Origin of the sequence: Thalassovita gelatinovora, assembly GCF_001458355.1 — a bacterium.
GTDB lineage: Bacteria > Pseudomonadota > Alphaproteobacteria > Rhodobacterales > Rhodobacteraceae > Thalassobius > Thalassobius gelatinovorus.
Genome location: NZ_CYSA01000015.1, coordinates 499,561 through 522,506 on the forward strand (window position 1 = coordinate 499,561; position 22,946 = coordinate 522,506).

Annotated in this window: 24 protein-coding genes; 10 read left to right on the top strand and 14 right to left on the bottom strand. The window is 57.9% G+C overall.

Annotation, left to right across the window (positions count from 1 at the left end):
* Positions 1 to 42: 42 nt before the first annotated feature.
* Genes TG4357_RS07100 through TG4357_RS07120 form a run of 5 tightly spaced genes read left to right on the top strand, consistent with a single transcriptional unit; the run spans position 43 to position 4,681 of the window.
* On the top strand, positions 43 to 1,101 hold the full coding sequence (locus TG4357_RS07100) for a C4-dicarboxylate TRAP transporter substrate-binding protein (protein WP_058262160.1): 1,059 nt from the start codon (positions 43 to 45) through the stop codon (positions 1,099 to 1,101).
* Positions 1,098 to 1,634 carry a TRAP transporter small permease subunit gene (locus TG4357_RS07105; protein ID WP_058262161.1) on the top strand — a complete coding sequence of 179 codons (537 nt, stop codon included), beginning with the start codon at positions 1,098 to 1,100 and terminating at the stop codon, positions 1,632 to 1,634. Before TG4357_RS07100 ends, TG4357_RS07105 begins: the two co-directional genes overlap by 4 nt.
* Complete coding sequence (locus TG4357_RS07110; RefSeq protein WP_058262162.1) at positions 1,634 to 2,935, top strand: TRAP transporter large permease; 1,302 nt, start codon at positions 1,634 to 1,636, stop codon at positions 2,933 to 2,935. Before TG4357_RS07105 ends, TG4357_RS07110 begins: the two co-directional genes overlap by 1 nt.
* A 25-nt stretch (positions 2,936 to 2,960) precedes the next feature.
* The gene (locus tag TG4357_RS07115; RefSeq protein WP_058262163.1) at positions 2,961 to 3,746 is read left to right on the top strand and encodes a cyclase family protein; all 786 of its coding nucleotides are present in this window, start codon (positions 2,961 to 2,963) and stop codon (positions 3,744 to 3,746) included.
* The gene (locus TG4357_RS07120) at positions 3,743 to 4,681 is read left to right on the top strand and encodes a fumarylacetoacetate hydrolase family protein (protein ID WP_058262164.1); all 939 of its coding nucleotides are present in this window, start codon (positions 3,743 to 3,745) and stop codon (positions 4,679 to 4,681) included. Before TG4357_RS07115 ends, TG4357_RS07120 begins: the two co-directional genes overlap by 4 nt.
* A 46-nt stretch (positions 4,682 to 4,727) precedes the next feature.
* Here the strand turns inward: TG4357_RS07120 and TG4357_RS07125 are convergent, their stop codons facing one another.
* The 3 genes from TG4357_RS07125 to dapE are packed head-to-tail and all read right to left on the bottom strand — an operon-like array spanning position 4,728 to position 6,903.
* Complete coding sequence (locus TG4357_RS07125) at positions 4,728 to 5,324, bottom strand: TIGR04282 family arsenosugar biosynthesis glycosyltransferase (protein WP_058262415.1); 597 nt, start codon at positions 5,322 to 5,324, stop codon at positions 4,728 to 4,730.
* Positions 5,324 to 5,746 (bottom strand): GNAT family N-acetyltransferase, encoded by a 423-nt coding sequence (locus TG4357_RS07130; protein WP_058262165.1) that lies wholly within the window; start codon positions 5,744 to 5,746, stop codon positions 5,324 to 5,326. The genes TG4357_RS07125 and TG4357_RS07130 overlap by 1 nt, the downstream gene beginning before the upstream one ends.
* Entirely contained in the window at positions 5,743 to 6,903 is a 1,161-nt protein-coding gene (dapE, locus tag TG4357_RS07135) for a succinyl-diaminopimelate desuccinylase (protein WP_058262166.1), read from the bottom strand. The genes TG4357_RS07130 and dapE overlap by 4 nt, the downstream gene beginning before the upstream one ends.
* Positions 6,904 to 7,201: 298 nt before the next feature.
* Here dapE and TG4357_RS07140 point away from each other — a divergent pair, with 298 nt between their 5' ends.
* Both TG4357_RS07140 and TG4357_RS07145 read left to right on the top strand, forming a co-directional pair.
* A complete protein-coding gene (locus TG4357_RS07140) occupies positions 7,202 to 8,824 on the top strand; it encodes a Hint domain-containing protein (protein WP_058262416.1) in 1,623 nt (540 codons plus the stop codon).
* A complete protein-coding gene (locus tag TG4357_RS07145) occupies positions 8,825 to 9,922 on the top strand; it encodes a Hint domain-containing protein (RefSeq protein ID WP_058262167.1) in 1,098 nt (365 codons plus the stop codon).
* 24 nt (positions 9,923 to 9,946) lie between these two features.
* Here TG4357_RS07145 and TG4357_RS07150 read toward each other — a convergent pair whose 3' ends face one another.
* On the bottom strand, positions 9,947 to 10,288 hold the full coding sequence (locus tag TG4357_RS07150; RefSeq protein WP_058262168.1) for a DUF8846 family protein: 342 nt from the start codon (positions 10,286 to 10,288) through the stop codon (positions 9,947 to 9,949).
* 228 nt (positions 10,289 to 10,516) lie between these two features.
* Here TG4357_RS07150 and TG4357_RS07155 point away from each other — a divergent pair, with 228 nt between their 5' ends.
* Positions 10,517 to 11,311, top strand: coding sequence for an alpha/beta fold hydrolase (locus TG4357_RS07155; protein ID WP_058262169.1), 795 nt, complete (start codon positions 10,517 to 10,519; stop codon positions 11,309 to 11,311).
* Between the two features lie 98 nt (positions 11,312 to 11,409).
* Here TG4357_RS07155 and dapD read toward each other — a convergent pair whose 3' ends face one another.
* The 3 genes from dapD to TG4357_RS07170 form a co-directional block, all read right to left on the bottom strand.
* Positions 11,410 to 12,237, bottom strand: a complete 828-nt coding sequence (gene dapD, locus TG4357_RS07160; protein ID WP_058262170.1) for a 2,3,4,5-tetrahydropyridine-2,6-dicarboxylate N-succinyltransferase — start codon at positions 12,235 to 12,237, stop codon at positions 11,410 to 11,412.
* Positions 12,238 to 12,417: 180 nt separating this feature from the next.
* Positions 12,418 to 12,999, bottom strand: a complete 582-nt coding sequence (locus TG4357_RS07165; protein WP_058262171.1) for a biotin transporter BioY — start codon at positions 12,997 to 12,999, stop codon at positions 12,418 to 12,420.
* A 114-nt stretch (positions 13,000 to 13,113) separates the two neighbouring features.
* Complete coding sequence (locus TG4357_RS07170; RefSeq protein WP_058262172.1) at positions 13,114 to 13,737, bottom strand: GntR family transcriptional regulator; 624 nt, start codon at positions 13,735 to 13,737, stop codon at positions 13,114 to 13,116.
* 141 nt (positions 13,738 to 13,878) lie between these two features.
* On the opposite strand from TG4357_RS07170, the gene TG4357_RS07175 reads away from it, so the two are divergent.
* A complete protein-coding gene (locus tag TG4357_RS07175; RefSeq protein WP_058262173.1) occupies positions 13,879 to 14,724 on the top strand; it encodes an LOG family protein in 846 nt (281 codons plus the stop codon).
* Positions 14,725 to 14,769: 45 nt separating this feature from the next.
* Here TG4357_RS07175 and TG4357_RS07180 read toward each other — a convergent pair whose 3' ends face one another.
* From TG4357_RS07180 to TG4357_RS07190, 3 genes are all read right to left on the bottom strand, one after another.
* Positions 14,770 to 14,985 (bottom strand): hypothetical protein, encoded by a 216-nt coding sequence (locus tag TG4357_RS07180; RefSeq protein ID WP_233487441.1) that lies wholly within the window; start codon positions 14,983 to 14,985, stop codon positions 14,770 to 14,772.
* A gap of 167 nt (positions 14,986 to 15,152) precedes the next feature.
* Positions 15,153 to 16,346 (bottom strand): dual-specificity RNA methyltransferase RlmN, encoded by a 1,194-nt coding sequence (gene rlmN / locus TG4357_RS07185; protein ID WP_058262174.1) that lies wholly within the window; start codon positions 16,344 to 16,346, stop codon positions 15,153 to 15,155.
* 123 nt (positions 16,347 to 16,469) lie between these two features.
* On the bottom strand, positions 16,470 to 16,997 hold the full coding sequence (locus tag TG4357_RS07190) for an invasion associated locus B family protein (RefSeq protein ID WP_139193576.1): 528 nt from the start codon (positions 16,995 to 16,997) through the stop codon (positions 16,470 to 16,472).
* A gap of 176 nt (positions 16,998 to 17,173) precedes the next feature.
* On the opposite strand from TG4357_RS07190, the gene TG4357_RS07195 reads away from it, so the two are divergent.
* Positions 17,174 to 18,175, top strand: a complete 1,002-nt coding sequence (locus TG4357_RS07195; RefSeq protein ID WP_058262175.1) for an asparaginase — start codon at positions 17,174 to 17,176, stop codon at positions 18,173 to 18,175.
* Positions 18,176 to 18,282: 107 nt separating this feature from the next.
* Here the strand turns inward: TG4357_RS07195 and TG4357_RS07200 are convergent, their stop codons facing one another.
* From TG4357_RS07200 to gpmI, 4 genes are all read right to left on the bottom strand, one after another.
* On the bottom strand, positions 18,283 to 18,765 hold the full coding sequence (locus TG4357_RS07200; RefSeq protein ID WP_058262176.1) for an RNA pyrophosphohydrolase: 483 nt from the start codon (positions 18,763 to 18,765) through the stop codon (positions 18,283 to 18,285).
* 146 nt (positions 18,766 to 18,911) lie between these two features.
* On the bottom strand, positions 18,912 to 20,249 hold the full coding sequence (locus TG4357_RS07205; protein WP_058262177.1) for a S41 family peptidase: 1,338 nt from the start codon (positions 20,247 to 20,249) through the stop codon (positions 18,912 to 18,914).
* Positions 20,250 to 20,252: 3 nt separating this feature from the next.
* Positions 20,253 to 21,386, bottom strand: a complete 1,134-nt coding sequence (locus TG4357_RS07210; protein WP_058262178.1) for a murein hydrolase activator EnvC family protein — start codon at positions 21,384 to 21,386, stop codon at positions 20,253 to 20,255.
* Positions 21,383 to 22,900, bottom strand: a complete 1,518-nt coding sequence (gpmI, locus tag TG4357_RS07215) for a 2,3-bisphosphoglycerate-independent phosphoglycerate mutase (RefSeq protein WP_058262179.1) — start codon at positions 22,898 to 22,900, stop codon at positions 21,383 to 21,385. Before gpmI ends, TG4357_RS07210 begins: the two co-directional genes overlap by 4 nt.
* Between the last annotated feature and the right edge of the window lie 46 nt (positions 22,901 to 22,946).

Consider the following 22,946-nt stretch of genomic DNA (forward strand, 5'->3'; position numbering starts at 1 on the left):
AGAATGCCGGAGAGGAGAGACCGGCACAACCGGGAGGAAATAATGAAACTGACGCAATTGTTGGCCAGTGCTGTTCTGGCTGTCACCCTATCCCCTATGGCCCATGCAGATACCGTGGATGTGACCACTGTGGCGGGGCACCCGCCGGTATTCCTGTGGGTAAAAACGATAACGGACACCTTTATTCCAGCGGTGAATCAAGCGCTTGAAGGATCAGGGACCGATATCGACTGGACTGAAGCCTATGGCGGTACTTTGGCCAAGGTTGGCGGCGAAGTGGAAACGCTGGAAGACGGGTTGGCGCAGGTCGGCATCGTTGCCTCGCTGTTTGAACCGTCGCTGCTGAGCCTTCAGAACGTGACCTATGTCAGCCCGTTCGGGACGCCGGATGTTGATCTTGTGCTGACGTCAGTCGATGAAATGCATGATGAAATTCCGGCGATGCGCAAACTATGGGAAGATCTGGACCTAGAATATCTGGGCGGTGGTTTCGCGCTGGAGGATTATCTTTTGATGACGTCTTTCCCGGTTGCCTCGATCGCGGATCTTGAAGGGCGCAAGATCAACGCGCCGGGTGCTGCGGTGAACTGGCTCAAAGGCACGGGCGCGGTTGGCGTGGCGGGCAATTTGACAACTTATTACAATGATATCAAGACCGGCGTCGCCGAAGGGGTTGTCGTCTTCCCCACCGCTGCGGCTGCCGCGAAATTGTACGAAGTGGCCCCCTATGTGACCCGCGTCCATTTTGGGGCGCAGTATGCCGGTGGGATCGTTGCCAAGAAAAGCTGGTTCGATGACCAGTCAAGCGAGGTGCAGAACGCCCTTCGTGCCGGTGCTTCGGCCTATGCTGCGGCCTATGCCACGGGCTTGAACGGCCGTGTGAACGGTGCGTTTGCCGCGATGGAACAGGGCGGTGCGACAATCACCGCACTGAGCGATGAAGCCCGCCTTGCTTGGGCCAACGCCTTGCCGAACCTTGCGCAGGAATGGGCGGTCAGCCTCAATGCCAAGGGCCTACCAGCCTCAGAGGTGATCGAAAACTATCACAGGCGCTTGAAAGAGGCCGGCACCGATCTGCCACGCAACTGGGCGGCGGAATGACACAGCAGGCCGACATCGCGGACCTGACCCGATTGGGGAAAGCTGCGGTTTCACTGATGAGAGTTGCCAACGTCGTGGCAACTCTCTGGATCTTCGGTCTGATGGTGCTGATCGTTACAGATATTCTGGGGCGCGAACTGTTCGGTCATCCGATCGCGGGCGTGCCGGAAATGGTCAAATATTCGATTGTTGGAATTGTGTTCTTACAGATCGCCCATACCCATCGCGCCGGTCAGATGATCCGTTCAGACGGGATTTTGGGCATGATCCGCAAAGTCCGCCCCCGACTTGCCGCTGCGATGGATCTGGCCGCCCAGATCTGCGGCGCTGGGTTTGCCGCCACGCTAGGCTGGGCGGTCTGGCCGAAAGCGGTGCGCGCCTATGAACGTGGCGAATTGGAAGGAATTTCTGGCCATTTCACCATGCCGGTCTGGCCCTTTTTGGGATTGATCGTTCTGGGGTCTGCGCTTTTGTCGGTCTCTTTCCTCATGTCCGCTGCGGCGGCGCTTCAACAGGCACGAAAGTCATCCTGATGGAACCGATTACCGTGGGATACCTGTCGCTAATCGCCATTGCGATTGCGATCTATGCGGGGCTGCATGTGGCCATCGCGCTGGCGGGGGTTTCGCTGTTCAGCGTTTGGGCGATTACTGGCAAGCTAAAGCTGGCGACAAGTTTTGTGGCACAAGCGGCAACCGACAGCATCGCCGATTACACCTTTGGCGTGGTGCCTTTGTTCGTGCTGATGGGATTGGCGGTGTCAGAAAGTGGCCTTGGGCGGGATACCTTTGCCATCATCGCGCGCGGATTGCAGCGATGGCGGGCGGGACTGAGCGTGGCAACGGTGTTGTCGAATGCGGTGTTCGCTGCCATCACAGGCGTTTCCATCGCGTCCGCCGCCGTTTTTTCCAAGGTCGCCGTCCCCGAAATGGTGCGGGCTGGCACAGCACGCAGCATCGCGGTGGGTGTCGTCGCGGGGTCGTCTGTTCTAGGCATGTTGATCCCGCCATCTTTGCTTTTGATCCTGTTCGCCATTTTGACGGATTCATCGGTTGGGGATCTGTTTATCGGCGGCATCGGGCCCGGCCTGTTGCTGGCATTTGCTTATATCGCTTATCTCAGCATCCTTGGGTATTCACGCCCCGATCTGTTCAATATGCCAAGCGCATTCGAAAGCAGCGATCATGTTCCGACCCGCGCCATGCTGCCAATCCTTGGGTTGGCGGCGACGGTTCTGGCAGGCATCTATCTTGGATTTTTCACCCCAACCGAGGCGGGTGCCGTAGGTGCCGCCGCCGCGCTGATCATCGGGGTCGCGATGCGCCGCATTGGTCGCCGAGAAGGTTGGCAAATCGCCGTCCAAACCGGTCATATCACAGCCGCCGTCAGTTTCCTGATCATCGGTGCTTCGATCTATAGCCGGATGTTGGCCTTTTCGGGACTGCCCACCGCGATCACGCAGGCAGCGGTTGACACTGGCATCGGACCGACCGCGTTTCTGTTAGTGTTCGCAGCGATCCTGATCGTGCTTGGGACCGTGCTGGATTCTTCATCTATCATGCTGGTGACAGTCCCCTTGGCGTTTCCGATCACGCAGGAAATGGGCATCGATATCGTTCATTTCGGCCTGATCACGGTTCTGGCTGTCGAAGTCGGTCTGTTGACGCCACCCTTAGGTCTTTCGGTCTTTGTCGTGCATGCAACCCTGCGCGACACCGGCATAACATTGGGCGAGGTTTTTCGCGGCGCGATACCCTTTGCCCTGATCATGGCAGCATCGCTTGTTGCCTTGATTTTTTTCCCGCAAATCGCAACCGGCCTTCTAGGCCGCTGATCGCAGACACGAAAAGGATACGCCCGTGCAACTGATTGACCTTTCTCGCCCGTTGGAAAACACCGAATATGCTGATCCGCCCGGGCTGGGACCACAGATTACCTATTTCAGCCATGACCAGACGGCGGATCAGATCCTGCAATTCTTCCCCGGTGTCACCCGTGATCAACTGCCCGGCGGCGAAGGCTGGGCGGTGGAAAAGGTCGCGCTGTCGACCCATAACGGCACCCATCTGGATGCGCCCTACCACTACCATTCGACGATGGACGGCGGCAAACGCGCCATTACCATAGACGAAGTACCGCTGGATTGGTGTATCGGGCGCGGGGTCAAGCTTGATTTCCGCCATTTCCCTGATGGCCATGTGGTCACGGCCGAAGAAATGGCGGCGGAATTCACGCGGATCGGGCATGATCTGCGACCCGGCGACATCGTTCTGGTCAATACCGCGGCAGCGGCCAAATACGGCACCCCGGATTATGTGCCTGCCGGTTGCGGGATTGGGCGTGCGGCAACAAATTGGCTTACGCAGCGGGGTATGCGTGTTTGCGGCACCGATGCATGGAGCTGGGACGCGCCTTTTACCCATACCGCGCAAAAAGTGGCTGAAACCGGCGATGCGTCCTTGATCTGGGAAGGGCACCGCGCCGGAATGGACCGCGCCTATTGCCATATGGAAAAGCTGGCGAACCTTGATCAGCTGCCCGATAGCGGCTTCGAGGTTCAATGCTTTCCGGTCAAGATCAAGGGCGCGTCTGCCGGGTGGTGCCGTCCTGTGGCGATGTTGAGAAACGAAAGGGAACAGGAATGAAACTCGCAACCTTTGATGCGGGCGCGGGTCCGCGCCTTGGAGCGTTGACCGCGACGGGGGACGCGCTGATAGATCTTACCGCAACCGGTCGGGCCGATCTTGCGTCAATGCAGGCCCTGATCGACGCGGACGAAGCCGGACTTACCGCTGCACGCGCGGCCTTGGACGCAGGCCCCGCTATTCCATTGCAGGACATCAAACTGCTGGCCCCCCTGCCCTGCCCGCCACAGATCCGCGACGCCTCGACCGCGCCGCGCCACATCATGAATGCCCCGGTTGGGATGCGCCGCCTCGGTGCCCTGTTACAGGATCAGCCTGATCCGGGTCCGGAAGAAGGGTCCATTCCCGACATTTACCGCGCACAGCCAATCTTTTACATCACCAACCGTTTTTCCGTTGCTGGACATGGGGCGGTTATCCATTGGCCGCGCTATTCCCGCTATATGGATTACGAACTTGAGGTCGCGGTGGTGATCGGCAAGGGCGGTCGCGACATCCCGGCAACTTCGGCCATGGATCACGTCTTCGGCTTTACCATCTTCAATGACTTTTCAGCCCGTGACACCCAACTGCGCGAAATGCAGGGGATGCTTGGCCCGGCCAAGGGTAAAAGCTTTGACGCTGGCAATGTCTTTGGTCCGTGGATCGTCACCCGCGACGAAATTGCGGATTACCGCGATCTGCGTTGCACCGCCCATATCAACGGGCGGTTGGCGACCGACAGCCGGTTGGGCGAAATGCTGCACGGGTTCGAAGACATGATCGCCTTCATATCAGACAGCGAAACGCTGCATCCCGGCGAAATCATTGGTGGCGGAACCGTCGATGACGGCTGCGGTTTGGAACGGTGCGAGTTTTTGAGCGACGGGGATGAAGTTGCCCTGACGGTCGAAGGGATTGGCACCTTAGTCAACAAGGTGGTGGCCACGAGCTAGTTTGACAATCCAGTGTCGCAGGCATCACCTGAAGGCCCTTGTGGTTTCAGGACAGGTGCTGCCTGCGCGCAATCGGCAAATCCGCTGCGCGGTCCACGTCCGCCAATTCATCGATCAGTGCGATGCGCCGACCCGGCAAGGTGGCGATACTGTCCGACAAGGCTTGTTCAGTCGACCAGCGGACATTTTGCAACAGGGTTGCGGGCGGCGGTGCGACCCGTTTCAGCCCGACCAGCCAATAGCCGCCATCGGGTGCCGGACCGAAAACCGCATCATGCGATCCCAGCGCAGCAAAAGCCCGGGCAACATGCGCTTTTTCGATACCGGGAATGTCGGCGCCAACAATGCAGGCCGGGCCGGGTGGCAGGCTTCGGAATATCCGTGCCATACGGTCGCCCAGATCGCCAGGCCCTTGCGGTATCCGGTCTAGATGGCCGGGCCAGATACGCGATGCCTGTCCTTCGTGATCCGGTGCGACCGCCAAGGTGATATGCCAGCGCGGATCTTGTAGCCGCCGCAGCAGTGCCGCAGTCTGATGCCGGAACCACCACGCGGCCGAGGTCATACCGATATCGCGCCCCAGCCGGGTTTTCACCCGTCCCGGGTTCGGTTCCTTGACCATCACGACCAGTTGGCGGCGGATCACAGCGGGCGTTCCATGTCCCGATGCGGAATGCCTGCATCGTCATAAACCGGTCCGCAAACCGCAAAACCCAGTTTCTTATAAAATCCGATTGCATATTCCTGCGCGCCAAGCCGGGCGGTGGTCAGCGTCGCATTCCGGGATAAGTGATCGATGCCAGCCTGCACCAAAGCCGCGCCCAGCCCGGTGCCGCGCTGCGATTTTACCACGCAAACGCGCCCGATCTTGCCCACTGTCCCGTCGGTCAAAAGGCGCGCCGTGCCAACCGGAACACCTTCAATGCTGGCCAATAGATGAACCGCTTCCTGGTCCAGATCGTCCCATTCATCCGCTTCAGCAATACCTTGTTCGTCGATGAAAACGGCGCGGCGCAGGGCGTGGCAGGCTGCAATGTCCTTGGTCTGGGCGATCGTCCAGTTCATTTGAAATAATCGGACAGAATTCGGGTGTAGATCGACTTCAATTGATAGATCTGGGTGACGGGTACCCGCTCATCTACCTGATGCATGGTCTTGCCCACCAACCCGAATTCAACCACCGGGCAGTGATCCTTGACAAAACGCGCATCCGACGTGCCGCCCGAGGTCGACAGCACAGGTTTGATCCCGGTTTCGGCTTCGACCGAGGCGGCGACCAGATCGGATAAAGGCCCCGGCGGCGTCAGGAAGCTTTCACCCGAAACCTTGATTTCCATATCGACTTCTATGCCGGTTTCCTGCGTGATCCTGTTCGCTTCTTGTTGCAGCCAATCGGTCAGGCTGTCGCCCGAATGGGTATCATTGAACCGGATATTGACCGTCGCGGCACAACGCGACGGGATCACGTTGGTGGCTGGGTTGCCGGTATCCATCGTCACCACTGCCAGCGTCGAAGGATCGAAATGATCGGTGCCTTCGTCCAGAACATGGCTGGACAGCCGGTCCATCAACCGCGCCATCGCGTGCAGTGGGTTGTTGGCCCGGTGCGGATAGGCGGAATGGCCTTGAATGCCGGTGAAGCTGTACCAGACGGTCATCGACCCACGCCGCCCGATTTTCATCATCTCGCCCATTTGGTCGGGACACGTAGGTTCACCGACCAGACAAACCGACATCCGTTCGCCCTGATCGTCCATCCAATCCAGCAACGCGGTGGTGCCATCCAGCGCATCGCCTTCCTCGTCACCGGTAATGGTCAGCACGACCGCACCATCGGGCGGCGTTTCGCTGATGAAATCTACCGCAGCGGCGGCAAAGGCAGCGACGCCCGATTTCATATCGGTCGCACCGCGCCCCCAGATCATGCCGTCCTTTTCTTCTGCGCTGAATGGGCCGACGGTCCAGGCGGCTTCGTCCCCCACCGGCACCACATCGGTATGACCGTTGAAGCCAAAGGTGCGTGCATGCGCTTTTGCGCCCCAGCGGGCATAGAGGTTGGCGATTCCGTTTCGGTCCACCCTGGTACAAGCGAAACCGGCACTTTCCAGCAACGCTTGCAGCAGCCGTAATGCGCCCCCTTCTTCGGGCGTCACGGAGGGGCACCGGATCAGGTCGGCAGTCAGTTTTGCGGGGTCGACAGGCGACGGATAATTCTGGCTCATGGCGTACTCCCTTGCTTGGGCAAAGGGGGTAGCGTGAATTCAGGAGAACCGCAATCATCCGCCACGCCGATGTTACCCGATTGCATCTTTTGACTTGGCAGTGAAAGGGCTCGGTAAACAAACACTTAACAACGTTTGGAAATTGCGCTTATATGGGCGCAATAATGACCCGAGGCAGGGCGCAAGACCGACGAGGCCGAAACGGCCCGATTGAGCAGATCAAGACCAAGACAGGGATCGAACGGATATGTTCGGTCTGCTCATGATGTGCGCTGCCCGAAAAGAGATGGGGCAGAGCATGCCAATAGCGCAAGAATTACCAATCGATACCGGTGCATCAGCCAATGAAATGGCTGCGGAAATCTTTGGCGAAGGCGTCACTGTCGTCAGCGCCAGCTATTCCGGCGACAATCGGTCTTCTGGCATCTATTCCAATGGCGATAGTGTTTCGGCGGCATCCACTCCGGGGGATACCGGAGTGATCCTGTCGACTGGTCACGCATCCGATTACACCAACAGCGGCAGCAGTGGTGGCTGGGGTGGTTGGGGCGGCTGGGGCGGGAGTTCCAGCAATACCAACCAATCCAGCAACACTTCGACAAATACATCCGGCATCAATAACAATTCCGATTTCAACGCTGCTGCGGGCACCACCACCTATGACGCGTCGTTCCTGGAAATCGACTTCATCCCCGACGGCGACACGATGACGATCCAGTTCGTGTTTTCGTCCGAAGAATACCCCGAATATGTCGACAGCCTGTATCAGGATTTCATCGGTGTCTGGGTCAATGACGAATTTGTCGAACTGGGGCTCGGCGACGGCGATATCGATCCCAACAATATCAACAGCGGCAATAATGAAAGCCTGTTCATTTCCAACCTGAACGACGAATACAATACGGAAATGGACGGTTTCACCGCCACGATGACGCTGAACATGTCGGTAAATGCGGGCGCGGTCAATTCGATCCGGATCGGGATCGCGGATGTTACGGATTCGAATTATGATTCCAACCTGCTGATCGGGGGGGGCAGCCTTCAGACGACTTTGATTGCTCAGGATGACAAGATTGAGGTGGCACCCGGCGGGACTCGAACCGTCGATGTTATGGCGAATGATGGTGGTCCAGCGAGCAGCACACTGACCCTGACCCATATCAATGGCCAAGAAGTGTCTGCGGGTTCGGTGGTCACTCTTTCTACCGGGCAGGTGCTTGAGGTGAATGCCGATGGGACCATTACTGTTACCGCCGACAGCGACGAAGAAAGCACGATTTTCTCCTACACCGTGGAGTCGGACACCGGAATTTCCGACACGGCGTTTGCGACCATCAACCAGGCCCCCTGCTTTGTAGCGGGCACCAAAATCCGCACTCCCAATGGCGCGGTTCCTGTGGATCAGTTGATGCCGGGCGATCTTGTCCTGACCAAGGATAACGGTGCCCAGCCGGTCGCCTGGATCGGATCGCGTGAAGTCGAAGCCACGGGCGATTACGCGCCGGTGCGGATCGCCCGCAATACATTCGGGAACCACCGCGAAATCTGGGTGTCGCCACTTCACCGCATTTTGGTGCGCGACAGCCTGGCCGAGCTTCTGTTCGGAACGCGCGAAGTACTGATCGCCGCCAAGGAATTGATCAATGACCGTTCGGTTCAGCAAATCGAGGGTGGCAGCGTAACTTATGTCCACCTGATGTTCGACCAACACCAAATCATTTGGTCCGAAGGGTTGGAAACCGAAAGCTTCCTGCCGGGGCCACAGATGAATAGCAGTTTCGAACGTGAAACCATGGCCGAAATTTGCCAGTTATTTCCCGAACTCGATCCGGAAACCGGCGATGGTTACGGCCCGGCAGCGCGGCGCACGCTGCGCGGTTACGAAGCCCGGCTGATTACCCCAGCATCCGAGGTCGCCTGAATGGCCTGGATCGCAGTGTCAGATCGGAACCGACAGACCTTTGACCTCTCGGGGATAGAACAGGGTCGGGCGCAAAGCCTGACGCAACAGGATCTGACCCCGAACAGCCTGCTGGCGCGCGGCAGCATCCTGTTTGAAACCAAGCTGCCCGGCGACGGACGGCCACGCCGATTGATCGGCTATCACCGCGATCACCCTTGGGTCAGCAGCCTGTCGGTTCAGGAAATGCCGTCGGGTGGGATCGTTCTGGTGGTGACACAAGGCAAGGACGTGTTTCATACCGTGCTTGAACATGGCGCTGTAGCGCAGGCAGAAGAATTGCGGGTGACCTATTCTTGGGATGCTCCGGCGCGCTGGGGCCGGTTGTCGGTAGAGAGGATCGCCTCGGGGCTGGTCTTTGTGAAGGAATTACGCAATCCTAAGCCCTTGTTGCTGTCGGATCTGCGGATCATGACGCTGGACCCGCTGCAACGGCAGATGGATCGTGGTGTCAGCTTTTTTGCCGTGTCGACCGATATCGAACCGGTTGGGCCGATGCCGGGACTGACCAGCGCAGTGCCGGTATTAACGGCGCAAGGGTATCAGGCCGCCGGACATATCCGGCGCGGCGATCTGATCCGGTCTCCCGGATATGGCAGCGTTCCGGTTCTGGCGGTGGTCAAACGAACTGTCCCGGCGCGTGGATCGTTCAGCCCGGTGCGGCTGCGCGCGCCCTATTTTGGATTGCAGCAGGATATTATCGTCGGAGCCAAACAGCGGTTGAGGATCGGCGGGTCAGCCGTCGAATACCTGTTCGGCAAACAAAACGTGCTGGTGCCGGCCGGGCATCTGATCAACGGAATTTCGGCGATCCGGTACGATCAGTCGGAAGTCGTGACCTATTGTCAGGTTCTGATGCCGGGCAACGAACCGCTTCTGGCCGCTGGTGCGCCATTGGAGACGCTCTATCTCGGACGGATGCGGCGTAAACAGACTTTGTGCAGTGCTGGGCTTCTGGCCGAATATGACCGGTCGCGTTTGCCTGAGCACGCTGCCCCGGCCTTTCCGGTGCTGGATCATTTCGAAGCCAATACCTTGGCCGAATTGCGCGCGGCTTAGCGACGATCTGCCTGTCTTTGGTCTTCAGTTGTCTTCGAAAAATGGCGTCATCTGCGCCACTATCACGGAATTTTCCACCAGCGCCCGGTTCATCAATTCGCGTTCTTCGCCATTGATGTCATGGCCTTGCTCCAGCCGTTCATCCAACGTGCCATAGCCAGTCACATCAAGCGGTGCCACATCGGCCTGTTTCAGAATGGCGACGGTTTCGCGCACCGCCTCGGCTTCGTCCACACCGCTGGAATACACCATCAGCGCCGCACCGGTTGCCCCATCGGGCAGCCCGTCACCATCTTTGCGCCCAACCTGCACCAGCAAGGTGTAAACTTGCTGTCTTGAGGGCTTCTTTTGCTTCTTTTCGCTCATGCTCCGGCAATACGCTGCTGTTTGGGCGCGATCAAGTCCAGTTGGTAAAATCCGACATCGGCAATCCGAGCGAGATCGCAATTGATTTTATGAATATAATTGTGCTCATCGGTCAGAGATGTTGGCCCGTATGCTGAAGATGCGGTCATTCCCCTATCGGGATGCTGACGTATTAAAATCCAACGCTATGTGATACGCTGCAATGAAGGGCTGAACGGGAGGACCGTTATGTTCAGGCAGGATAAACCGGATTTCATTGAGACCGGTCAGGGTCCAAAGGTTATCCTTTTCCATTCAAGTGCCTCTGGTGCAAGACAATGGCGCAGTTTGATGGATACGCTTGCGGATAGGTACCACTTGATAGCTATCAATCTGTTTGGTTACGGAAAAACAGCGCCTTGGAACAAAGATCGCCCGCAAACCTTGGAAGATCAAGCCGAATTGATCGCCCCGTTTCTAGCTAAAGGTGACGAAAGAGTTTCCATCGTCGGTCACTCCTTTGGCGGCAGCGTTGCGATGAAAGCTGCAGCATTGTTTAAAAAACAAGTTGGCAGCCTTGTATTGATTGAACCAATCCCTTTCTATTTGCTTAAGAAACACGCACGATCCGAAGCTTATCAAGAGGCTCTCGACCTAAGGGAAGCGGTCCGGGTAAATGGACGGGCCGGATCATGGGATGCCGCTGCCAAAGTGTTTGCAAATTATTGGACGGGAGCAGGTAGCTGGGAAGCGATGACTGACGACAGGAAATCCAGGTTTTCTGAGTCCTTGCAACCGAATTTCCACGAATGGGATGCAGTGATGAACGAAACGACATCCTTATCCGATTGGCGCGACAGCCTGCCGAATGAAACGACTGTTATCTCTGCGGCGGACACGGTTCGATCTATCCGTGAAATTTGTGGGCTGATGAAAGAAAACGTTCCCAGTTGGACCTATGAAAAAATAGAGCGCGGTGGACACATGGCGGTGCTCACCAAGTCTGCTTTGATCAACCCTTTAGTAGAAAAAGCACTCGCATAGCCTATAGCTATGGACGCAGAACGGACATTCCCTTTGCGGAGACCTAAAAAAGGACGGCCTTTGCCGTCCTTTTTCTCAACACAAGTGTTTGTACGTGATCAGTCGCGCAACAGATCATTGATCCCGGTTTTCGACCGGGTCTTCGCGTCCACCCGTTTCACGATCACGGCGCAATAAAGGCTGATGCCGTTTTTCGACGGCATCGATCCCGATACAACCACCGAATAGGGCGGTACTTCGCCATACATGACTTCGCCGGTTTCGCGGTCGACGATCTTGGTCGACTGGCCGATATACACGCCCATGCCCAAGACGGACCCTTCGCGGATGATGCAGCCTTCGACGACTTCCGACCGGGCACCGATGAAACAATTGTCTTCGATGATGGTCGGGCCGGCCTGCATCGGTTCCAACACGCCGCCAATGCCAACGCCACCGGACAAATGCACACCCTTGCCGATCTGAGCGCAGCTGCCGACGGTGGCCCAAGTATCAACCATGGTACCTTCATCTACGTAAGCGCCCAAGTTCACGAATGACGGCATCAGAACGACGCCCGGCGCGATGAAGGCCGATTTGCGCACGACGCAGTTCGGCACCGCGCGGAATCCCGCGGTTTTCCAATGGCTTTCGTCCCAGCCTTTGAACTTGCTGTCGACCTTGTCCCACCAGCCGGACCCTTGCGGGCCGCCGGATTGAATTTCCATATCCTTCAGGCGAAACCCCAGCAGCACGGCCTTCTTGGCCCACTGGTTAACGTGCCAATCGCCATTCTCCTGACGTTCAGCAACCCGCAAAGAACCGCTGTCCAACGCATTCAGGGTGGCTTCGATCGCATCGCGGCTTTCGCCGGAGGTGGCAGGGGTGATGGTGTCGCGGGCGTCCCAGGCGGCTTCGATGGCCTGTTCCAGTTGAGCGTTCGACATGACTCGCGGTCTCCTTCGGGAATTCGGTTTGGATGTCTTTGGCCGATTTATGGGCGCGGCTCAAGGTACAATACGCCGCGCCCGGACTGTGCGGGGGCGCGTACAACCGTGTCAAATAGAAGGAGGCACCGAAGCGCCCCCTCGTCTTTGTCGTTCTATCCGACCTTTTGCCGGACCCGATCAGACATTCAGATCGGTCCCGCGAAGCTTGGCCATCAGCGCCTTGGGCGCACCAAGGAACAAAATGGCGGCCAGAATGGTTTTCACCAAATCCCCGGCGATGAACGGGGTAAAGCCATAGGCAAGAAGTTTGTCGCCCGGAACCAATTGTGCCAGCCATCCCAGACCCAAAGCGTAAAGCGCGACAAGGCCCAGACCCATTGCAGGCAGGATTGCCAGCTTCGGCAAACGGTCAGCAGCAAAGCCCACGATAATGGTCATAGCCAAGAACCCGGCCAAATAGCCACCAGTTCCCCCCAGCATATAGACCAGGCCGATCCCCTTTTCCGGGGTACCCGCAAAAACCGGCAAGCCAGCAGCACCGACGGCCAGATAGGTTAGCATGGTCAAGGTGCCCATCCGCAAACCATAGCTTGCCGCAAGCAACATGATCGCGGCCACTTGCAGCGTCATCGGAACCGGCCAGAAAGGCACCTGAATCTTCGCGCTGGCGGTCAGCAGTGCAACACCGGCCAGAACACGCAGTACCTGCCCAGTCAGTTTCAACCCGACGACGGATTGGCTTTCATGCGTGGGGTTCATGTCTTGTCCTTTTTATAGATAATTTAACTTCTCAACTCGACATATCATCATGTTCATAGATAATTTTGCAAGACCTAATTTGATCGTCGAAATTTTAGCACTGAAATCAGATGATTAACGCTTGGTGATCCGGTCAGCGCGACGCAGATGGCGGCGGAGTAAATCGCAGGCAGCTTCGACTTCACGTCGCCGCATAAGCATCAGAATCGCCGCGTGATCCTTATCTTCATGCTGCTGCCAGCCACTTTTCCAGCTTGACAGAAGGTGTCGGGCGCTGGCGATATGCAGATCGTCGATTGACGCCATCAGTCGCGGCATGTCGCACGGGGCCAGAATGGCGCGGTGAAAGGCCCGGTTGCGGGCCTCCCAACTGGGCAGATCCTCGGCAACATCGCAGGCCCTACGCGCCGCATCTGCATTGGAAAAATCTTCGCTGGTCATGTGAAAACAAGCGTGCCGCAGGGCCAGTTCTTCCAAAACTAAGCGCATTTCGGTGATTTCACGTATCTCAGCCGTGTCCAACGCTGAAACCCGCATACCGCGCCGGGGCAGACTGACCGCCAGACCATGCGCCTGTAGTTTCAGCAGTGCTTCGCGCACCGGCACATGGCTGGCATCGAAATCGCGCGCAATATGATCCTGACGCAGCTTTTCACCCGGGATCAGTTCCCCCCTGATGATGCGCTGCGACAGATTTTCATAAATGCGATCTGCTGTGGTGGTGGAAGTTTCAGCCATAAATTATCTATAATTTTTCCTACACAAGTTCACAACCTGAATCTAACCCAAGTATCCGGATAGACCGGGCATTGCCGTCGCTGGCGTCAGCCTCCTTTTCGGATTAGGACTGATACAAAGACCAAGTGAGGATTTCGATTTATGAACGATGACCGCCGCAGCCCGTTCCGTGATGCCCATGCGGATGTCACAACAGCCCACGACGTGCCCGATACGAAGCAAACGCGGGCTCCGTCCTACAAACTGGCTTTCAACGATGATGCGTTCTTGTGCCGGGATGAATTGCGCCCGGTGCGGTTGCAACTGGAATTGCTGAAACCACAAATGCTGATGGATGAATACGGTGTAAAAAGCACGGTCGTTCTGTTCGGCGGGGCACGCATTCCCAGCCCGGAAAACAAACACAAGGCACAGACCGAAACCTTGGCGGATCTCAGCAAGTATTATGACGAAGCTCGGAAATTTTCCCGTCTGATGACGCTGAAGGGTCTGGAAACCGATGGCCACGAATTCATCATCTGCACCGGCGGCGGACCCGGCGTGATGGAGGCGGGCAATCAAGGTGCGTCCGAAGCGGGCGGGATTTCAATCGGGTTGAATATCGTATTGCCGCACGAACAGGCGCCGAACGAATATGTGACACCGGACCTATGTTTCAACTTCCACTATTTCGCCATTCGAAAAATGCATTTCCTGATGCGCGCCAAAGCGGTCTGCATCTTTCCCGGCGGGTTTGGAACGCTGGACGAAATGTTCGAAAGCCTGACATTGATTCAGACCGGCCGCATGGAACGGGTGCCGTTTTTGTTGTTCGGCGAAAGCTTCTGGCGCCGCATCATCAACTGGGAAGCGCTGAAAGAGGCGGGCACGATTTCACCCGACGATCTGGACCTGTTCCGCTTTGTCGAAACCGCAGAACAGGCGGTCGAGGCGATTTCAACCTGGGAATATGCCGGAACCAAGCGCGAATTCATACCGGGGCGCTAGGCGCACCGGGTTTCTGGCTTGGCTGCAGCGCACCCAAATCGCGCGTTAGTGCAGCAGTTCGACCGGGATTTCACAAATTTCTTCCTGCGACCCGAACTTGGCCAATACATCGCCGTGGTCGGTGTTTTTGACGGCATAGCCATAGCCGACCAAGCGGTGTTTCCATTCGCGCACAGAAACCGATTTTTCACGTTCCGAGCGCAGCAAAGCCAGCACATCGTCATTTCCGGCGGCGGGGGAAGTCATTTCGTTGATAAACATGGCAGAACCTCCTGCTAAATTAATTCCTGCAGGATTGATGCCAGTCGACTAAGGCCGAAACAGAACGGGAAAAGGGTAATTGTATGAAAATTTTACACAATCACCTTTTAATCGGACAATTGTTGCGATGCCGAATATCCAGACCCTAGTCCGCAAGGGCCAGACGTTCAGGACTGATCGGCAAGGCCTGCTTCGGCTGCGATCTGGGCGCGGGATTTGCGTGCCCGTTCGGTGGCAGATTTCAGCTGGCCACAGGCGGCCATGATATCTTCGCCGCGCGGTGTACGGATCGGGCTGGCATACCCCGCCTTATAAATAACGTCGGCGAATTTTTCGATCCGCTGCCAATCGCTGCGCTGATAGGGAGATCCGGGCCATTCGTTGAACGGAATAAGGTTGATCTTGGCCGGAATGCCCTGAATCAAACGGACCAATCGACGGGCGTCTTCGTCGCTGTCATTCACGCCTTTCAGCATCACATATTCAAAGGTGATGCGTTCGCTGTTCGACAGCTTGGGATAGGCCCGCAATGTGTCCAGAAGGGTTTCGATATTCCAGCGTTTGTTGATCGGTACCAGTTTGTCGCGCACCTCGTCCGTGGTGGCGTGGAACGACACCGCCAAAAGACAACCGATTTCTTCGGCGCATTTGGCAATCTCGGGAACCACGCCCGATGTCGACAGGGTAATGCGGCGGCGCGACAGGGAAATACCTTCACCATCCATTGCGATTTTCATCGCATCGCGGACATTATCGAAATTATAAAGCGGCTCGCCCATGCCCATCAGTACGACGTTTGACAACAGGCGCGGACCCGCATCACCGGTGCCAACCCCCGGCTGCGGCCATTCATCCAGATCGTCGCGCGCCATCATGATCTGACCGACGATTTCACCCGCCGTCAGGTTGCGTACCAATTTCTGTGTGCCGGTATGACAGAAAGAGCAGGTCAGGGTGCAACCAACCTGGGAGCTGACGCATAGCGTACCGCGATCGGTTTCAGGAATATAAACCACTTCGACCTCGTGCCCGCCTGCAATGCGGACAAGATATTTCCGGGTCCCGTCGGCGCTAACCTGTTTTGACACAAGTTCGGGAATTTCGATAACGAAGTGATCCGCCAGTTGGGCGCGGTAGGCCTTGGCCAGATTGGTCATCTCGGAAAAATCCCGCACGCCCCATTGATAGATCCATTGCCAGATCTGGTTCACCCGCATCTTGGCCTGTTTTTCCGGTGTACCGATGGCGATCAGCGCCTCGCGCAGCTTGTCGCGGGTCAAGCCGACAATGTTGACCGGTCCCTCGGGCATTTTCCGGGGGATCGTCATTACATCCTGGGTGATCGGTGCGTCAGCCGCCATTTTCACAGTCCTATTGAGGGTGAATGCGTTTCATATAGGATTCGCTGCACAATGCCAAAAGATATGTTTGACACGAAAAAGCGGCCCCTCAAGGGCCGCCATGTCCGGTTCTGCGATCACGCGTTACTTGCAGCGTTTATCCGCATCTTCCACTGCGGCGGTGAACCCCAGCAATGAAAACGTATCCTTGGTGAGGGTTCCGCGCGCGGACCGGGCGGACAGGACCGCCGACTGGCCACGTTTCATTGCGGTGATGATCTTGGAATCGTCGGCAGGGGTTGCCGGCCAAGCCCATTCGCCTTCGGTGAACAGTTCGAAACTGCTGTCATCAATCGTCAGGTTGACGTTCGATCCCGGTGCGAAAGGATAACCACCGGTAAAGGTGATCTGACCGCTGACCCCCGCCCCAGGACGGAAGAACGCCATCAACAATATGTCGCTGCGCCGCACGGCCACCACGCGTCCATCCTTGGTGTTGACCGTTTCCTTGGGCGACGACACCGCCCAGCACTCATGCGGATTGCTTTCTTCGAAGACGCTCCAGTCGGTTTTGGCAGCAACCTGATTGTCGCTCGTTTGCTGCGCCCATGCACCCGTGGCCGCCAGTACCAAGATGGTCCCGGCCATGCCGCGAAGAAAACGTGAAAACATCCGATTCAGCCTCCAGCTGTCTTTGCCTCAATCTCTGCTTGCCTTTCGCCCGCCTTGCAACGACGTTTTGTGCGAAATGCGCAATTTGTGCTCAACAATGATACATTAGCCCAAAAGCCGCCAGCAACGAAAGGGCCATTGGCGGAAAATCGCACAGAGTTGAAGTGAGGCAAAGAATGACAAACCCAATCCCGATGGCAGAAATCTGGCGCGGCGAGTTTCTCGAAAACGTCCACCTGGGTCATGCGGTGATCTGCGACGACACCGGCCAGATCGTGGAAGCCTGGGGCGATCCGGAAGCGGTGGTCCTGCCGCGGTCGTCGTCGAAGATGATCCAGGCGCTGCCGCTGGTGGAAAGCGGGGCTGCGGATAAGGCCGGACTGACCGAAGAACATCTAGCGTTGGCTTGCGCGTCGCATAATGCGGCGGCGATCCATATCGATCGGGTGCAGGCATGGCTGGATCATATCGGCTGCACTGACGATGATTTCCGTTGCGGTCCGCAGCAGCCGCGCGATACCGAGATTCGCAACCAATTGATCCGCGCGGGGGAAGCGCCGTGTCAGATTCACAATAATTGTTCAGGCAAACATACCGGGTTTCTGACCCTGGCCCGGCATCTGGGCGCAGGCCCGGAATATGTCGATATCGACCATCCGGTGCAGCAGGCCATCCTGGAGGCGTTCGAAGACGTCGCCGACGAAACCAGTGCCGGGTTTGCGATTGACGGCTGTTCGGCCCCGAACCACGCATCCAGCCTGCACGGCATGGCGCGCGCCATGGCATTTTTTGCCGCCGCCGATGCTGGACAAGGTCAGCGGGCGGCAGCCGCACAGCGATTGCGTCAGGCGATGGTGTCCTATCCCGAACTGGTGGCCGGAGAAGGTCGGGCCTGCACCGAATTGATGCGCGCGACGCAGGGCCGTGTAGCGCTGAAAACCGGGGCGGAGGCGTTTTTCATCGCCATTGTACCGGAACGCAAACTGGGAATCGCGTTGAAGATCGTCGATGGCACCACGCGCGGGGCGGAATGCGCCATCACGGCGATCCTGGTCAAGCTTGGGTTGCTTGATCCGAAACATCCGGCGACTTTGAAACGGATGAATGCGCCGATCCGGAACTGGCGCGGGATCGAAACCGGGTCTATTCGCCCCGCCGCCGGGTTCTGCGAATCCTGAAAGCGGCGGCGCGTATGCGTGGCACCCGTTGCAATGTCGGGTCCACGCCGCAGGCCGTGCGTTACGTATCTGCGCCTTCGGAGAGAGTATTCAGGCCAAGATGAAAGTCAAATCCGCGCGCGGAAGGCCTTCAGGACCTCGGTATAGACTTCGCGTTTGAACGGTACGATATTGTCGACCAGTTCGTCGGGAGACAGCCAGCGCCAGCGGGAAAATTCCGGGTGTTCGGTGGCAATATCTACATCCGCGTCGCGGCCCTGAAACCGGGTAAGGAACCATTTCTGCTGCTGCCCGCGATATCGGCCCTTCCAGATTTTCGGCACCAGATCATGCGGCAGATCATAAGTCAGCCAGTTTTCGGTTTCCGCTTCGACCTTAACCAAATCGGCAGTAACGCCGGTTTCTTCCCAAAGTTCGCGCAGCGCCGCGTCGCGTGGGGTTTCGCCCTTGTCGATGCCACCTTGGGGCATCTGCCAAGCTGCCGATGGTGTATCGATTCTCTGGCCAACGAAAACTTGGCCATCACGATTGGCCAGCATGACGCCGACACAGTGACGATAGGGCAATTGAGCGATGTCTTCGGGGGTCATTACAGAAGCCTTGATACTTGCATTTTCGGCGCGATATTACCCTGCTTCGTAGCACTGGGAAAGGCCGCCGCCGGGAAATAAAAACGCCCCCGCAAGGGATTTGCGGAGGCGGTTCGCAGTCGCAGTCGCAGTAAACGCACCGGCGATCAGTTCTGATCAGCGATGGCAGACAGGCCCTTGAGCAAATCAATCGCATAGGCGAGTTGGTAATCTTCTTCCCGCAATTTGGCGGCTTCATCAGCCTTGGCGCGTTCGTCCTCGATTTGCTTGATCTCGTCTTCGCTCAGACTGTCATTGCTGAGGCTGCCACGAAGATCGGCTTCGGACCGGGTGCGGCGGGCCGCGCTTTGGTCTTCGGCTTCGGCATCGGGGGTCCGGCGCGGTTGTGCCACCACGATATCGGGGGACACACCCAGATTCTGGATCGACCGGCCTGACGGGGTGTAATAGCGCGCCGTGGTCAGCCGCATCGCACCGTCACCGCGCAGCGGCATTACGGTCTGCACCGACCCCTTGCCGAAACTTTTGGTGCCGACAACGATAGCACGGTGATGATCCTTGAGCGCACCGGCCACGATTTCCGAAGCCGAAGCGGAGCCACCATTGATCAGCACCACCATCGGTTTGCCCATCGCCAGATCGCCGGGGGCGGCGTTATAACGGTCGCCATCGGCCGGGTTGCGGCCACGGGTCGACACGATTTCACCGCTGTCGAGGAAAGCATCAGAAACCTGAATTGCCTGAGTCAGCAACCCGCCGGGATTGTTGCGCAGGTCCAGCACGATGCCGTTGACCTTATCCATGCCACCAAGATCTTCGACCGCCTTTTTCAGCTCTTCTTCGACGCCGGGATAGGTCTGGTCATTGAAGGTGGTAACGCGCAGCACAACGGTGTTGCCTTCGGTCCGGGTTCGTACCGGGCGCAGCTTGATCGTGTCACGGATGATAGAGATGTCGAACGGTTCCGCAGTGCCGTCGCGCACTACGGTGATGATGATTTCGCTGCCCACCGGACCACGCATCAGGTCGACTGCATCGTCAAGGCCCAGCCCCAACAGGCTTTCGCCATCGACATGGGTGATGAAATCGCCAGATTCGACCCCGGCTTCGTCGGCCGGGGTACCGTCGATCGGCGAAACCACTTTGACGAAGCCGTCTTCCTGAGTGACCTCGATGCCAAGGCCGCCGAACTGACCGCGGGTTTGCACCCGCATATCGGCGGCGTCATCGGGCGACAGGTAGCTGGAATGCGGATCAAGCGAGGTCAACATGCCGTTGATCGCCGCTTCGATCAGTTTTTCTTCGTCCACCTCTTCGACATATTGGACACGAATGCGTTCGAAAATATCGCCGAACAGGTCGAGCTGTTCATAGACATTCGTCTGTTTCGCCGCTTCCTGCGCCAGGAGCGGACCGGCCACCTGCGTGGTGGCAATGATCCCGGCCAGCGTGCCGCCAAGGGCGGCCATGACGAATTTCTTCATCGCTCAGTTATCCTTCCCGGTTACGAACCACGTCGCCGGATCAACCGGCGCGTTATCTTCTCTGATCTCTATATAGAGCGTTTCTGTCGCCTCGGCACCAGCCCCCTTTCCGGCCTGTGCCAGAATTGCGCCGATTTCGGCATCTTCGCCACCCATCAGGCCGATCGGGCTGCCTGCGGGCAAGACCTGACCGGTTATTCCATAGACCACATCCAGCCCGGCGAAAATGAACAGAAGCCCGGCTTGGGGTTCAAGGATCATCACATTGCCGTAATCAAGCAGTGGGCCCTGATAGCGGATGGTGGCGGCGCTCGGGGTGCTGACCAAGGCGCGCGGGCGGGTCGCCAGAATCAGGCCGGGGCGGGTGATGCCGGTGGCGTCTGCTTCGCCTGCGCGACGCAGAACCACGCTTTGGACGGGCAAGGGTAGCACACCTTTGCGGTGGGCAATGTCGGGCAGGCTGCCGGGGGATTCGTTGTCGGCGATATCTGTCAGGCCGCTGGCGAAACCGGTCAGCGTTTCGGTCGACGCGATCAGGATCGCGGTCTTGACCGGATCTTCGGTAAAGCGGCGCGGCAGATCGGTGCGGTCGGCCACCGCCTGACTAAGCCGGGTGCGGGCCTGTTGCACCCCATCGAGCCCCTTTTCAAGCGTGGCGACGGCGTTTTGCTGCAAGCTGCGAAGGGTCGAAACCTCATCCAGCTGGGTCCGCAACCGTGCGGCCTGTTCGTTCAGTGCCGGGGTCACATCGGCCAGCAGCATACCGGATCGGGCCGTGCCGGTGGGGCCGTCAGGATGCAGCACCAGAACCGGCGCAGGCGTCGCCGATATCGATTGCAGAACCCCCAGCAATTGGGCGATTTCGGTTTCGCGGGCCTGCAACACTTGCGCTAACTCCGCTTCGCGCAACGTCACCCGGCGCAACCCTTCGCGCATTGCTTCCAGCCCGTCTTCGTAGGCGCGCAGCGTTTCCGACAGGGCCTTGACCCGATTGCGGGCGCTGTCGGCGCGGTCCAGTTCCATCGCGGCTGTCTCGAGCCGTTTTGCCGCCGCTTCGGCCAGCGCAGCCGGATCGGGATCGGCGCAAGCAGGCAAAGCAATGCCAATACATAAAGCGATCAGCGCGGCACGGATCATTCCAGCAAGCTTTTCCCGGTCATTTCCGGCGGCTGCGGCAGGCCCATTAGCTGCAGCAAGGTCGGGGCCAGATCGGACAATCGACCCTGGCGCAGTTTCGCGCCTTCGGGTCCACCGACCAGAACCACCGGAACCGGATTGATCGTATGCGCGGTATGTGGCCCGCCGGTTTTGGGATCGATCATCATTTCGCAATTGCCGTGATCCGCAGTGACGATCATAGCGCCGCCAGCTTTTCCCAAGGCGTCGATCACCTGACCCAATCCTTGATCCACCGCTTCGCAGGCCTTGATCCCGGCTTTCAGATCGCCGGTATGCCCGACCATGTCGGGATTGGCGTAATTGGTCACGATCAGGTCATAGCCGTCTTTAATCGCCCCGACGAAATGTTCGGTGACCTCGGCGGCGGACATTTCCGGCTGCAAATCGTAAGTGGCCACCTTGGGCGATTGCGCCATGTAGCGATCTTCGCCAATTTCCGGGTCTTCCTTGCCGCCATTGAGGAAGAAGGTCACATGGGGGTATTTTTCGGTTTCGGCCAGACGGAATTGCCGTTTGCCCTGCTTGGCAACCCAAGCCCCCAGCGTGTTGACGATGTCGCGCGACGGAAACACGGTTCCCATATAAGCATTATGGCGTTCAGAATATTCCACCATGCCCAACAAGGCGGCCCAGCCGGGGCGCGGGCCGGTGTCGAAATCGCTGAAATCCGGTTCGCCAATCGCGCGCAGGATTTCGCGCGCCCGGTCGGCGCGGAAATTCAAGCAAAAGAAGCCGTCACCGTCCTTGGCGCCCTGATAGTCTCCGATCACCGTGGCGGTGATGAATTCATCGCTTTCCTCGCGCTGATAAGCGGTGTCGACAGCAGCATGGGCGCTGGTGGAATGGCCGCCTTTGCCATTGATCATTGCGGCATAGGCTTCGGATACCCGTTCCCAACGATTGTCGCGGTCCATCGCGAAATAACGCCCGATCACGGTGCCGATCTTTGCCCGGTCTGGCAGTGCCGCTTCCAGATCCTCGAAATAGGTGAAGGCCGACTTCGGGGCCACGTCACGGCCATCGGTGATGGCATGCAGCACAACCGGCACACCACCATCGGTGATCGCCTTGATCGCGGCAATGATGTGGGTCAGATGACCATGCACGCCGCCATCGGAGACCAACCCCATCAGATGCGCGGTGCCGCCCGAGGCTTTGAGCTTGGCAATGAAAGCCTGCAATGCCTCGCTGGAAAAGAAACTGCCATCTTCGATCGCAAGGTCGATCTGGCCCAGATCCATTGCCACCACACGACCAGCGCCGATATTGGTATGGCCGACTTCGGAATTGCCCATCTGGCCGCTGGGCAGGCCGACATCGGGACCGTGGGTGATCAGCTGATTATGCGGGCAATCCGACATGATTCGGTCGAAAACCGGGGTATTGGCCAGCGCCGGGGCATTGCCCTTGGTTTCGGTGCGCAGCCCCCAACCATCGAGAATGCACAAAACAACGGGTTTGGGATGTGTCATGGGCTGCCCTTCATCAAGTTACCCGCTATCTAAGGGTCCTGCCCGC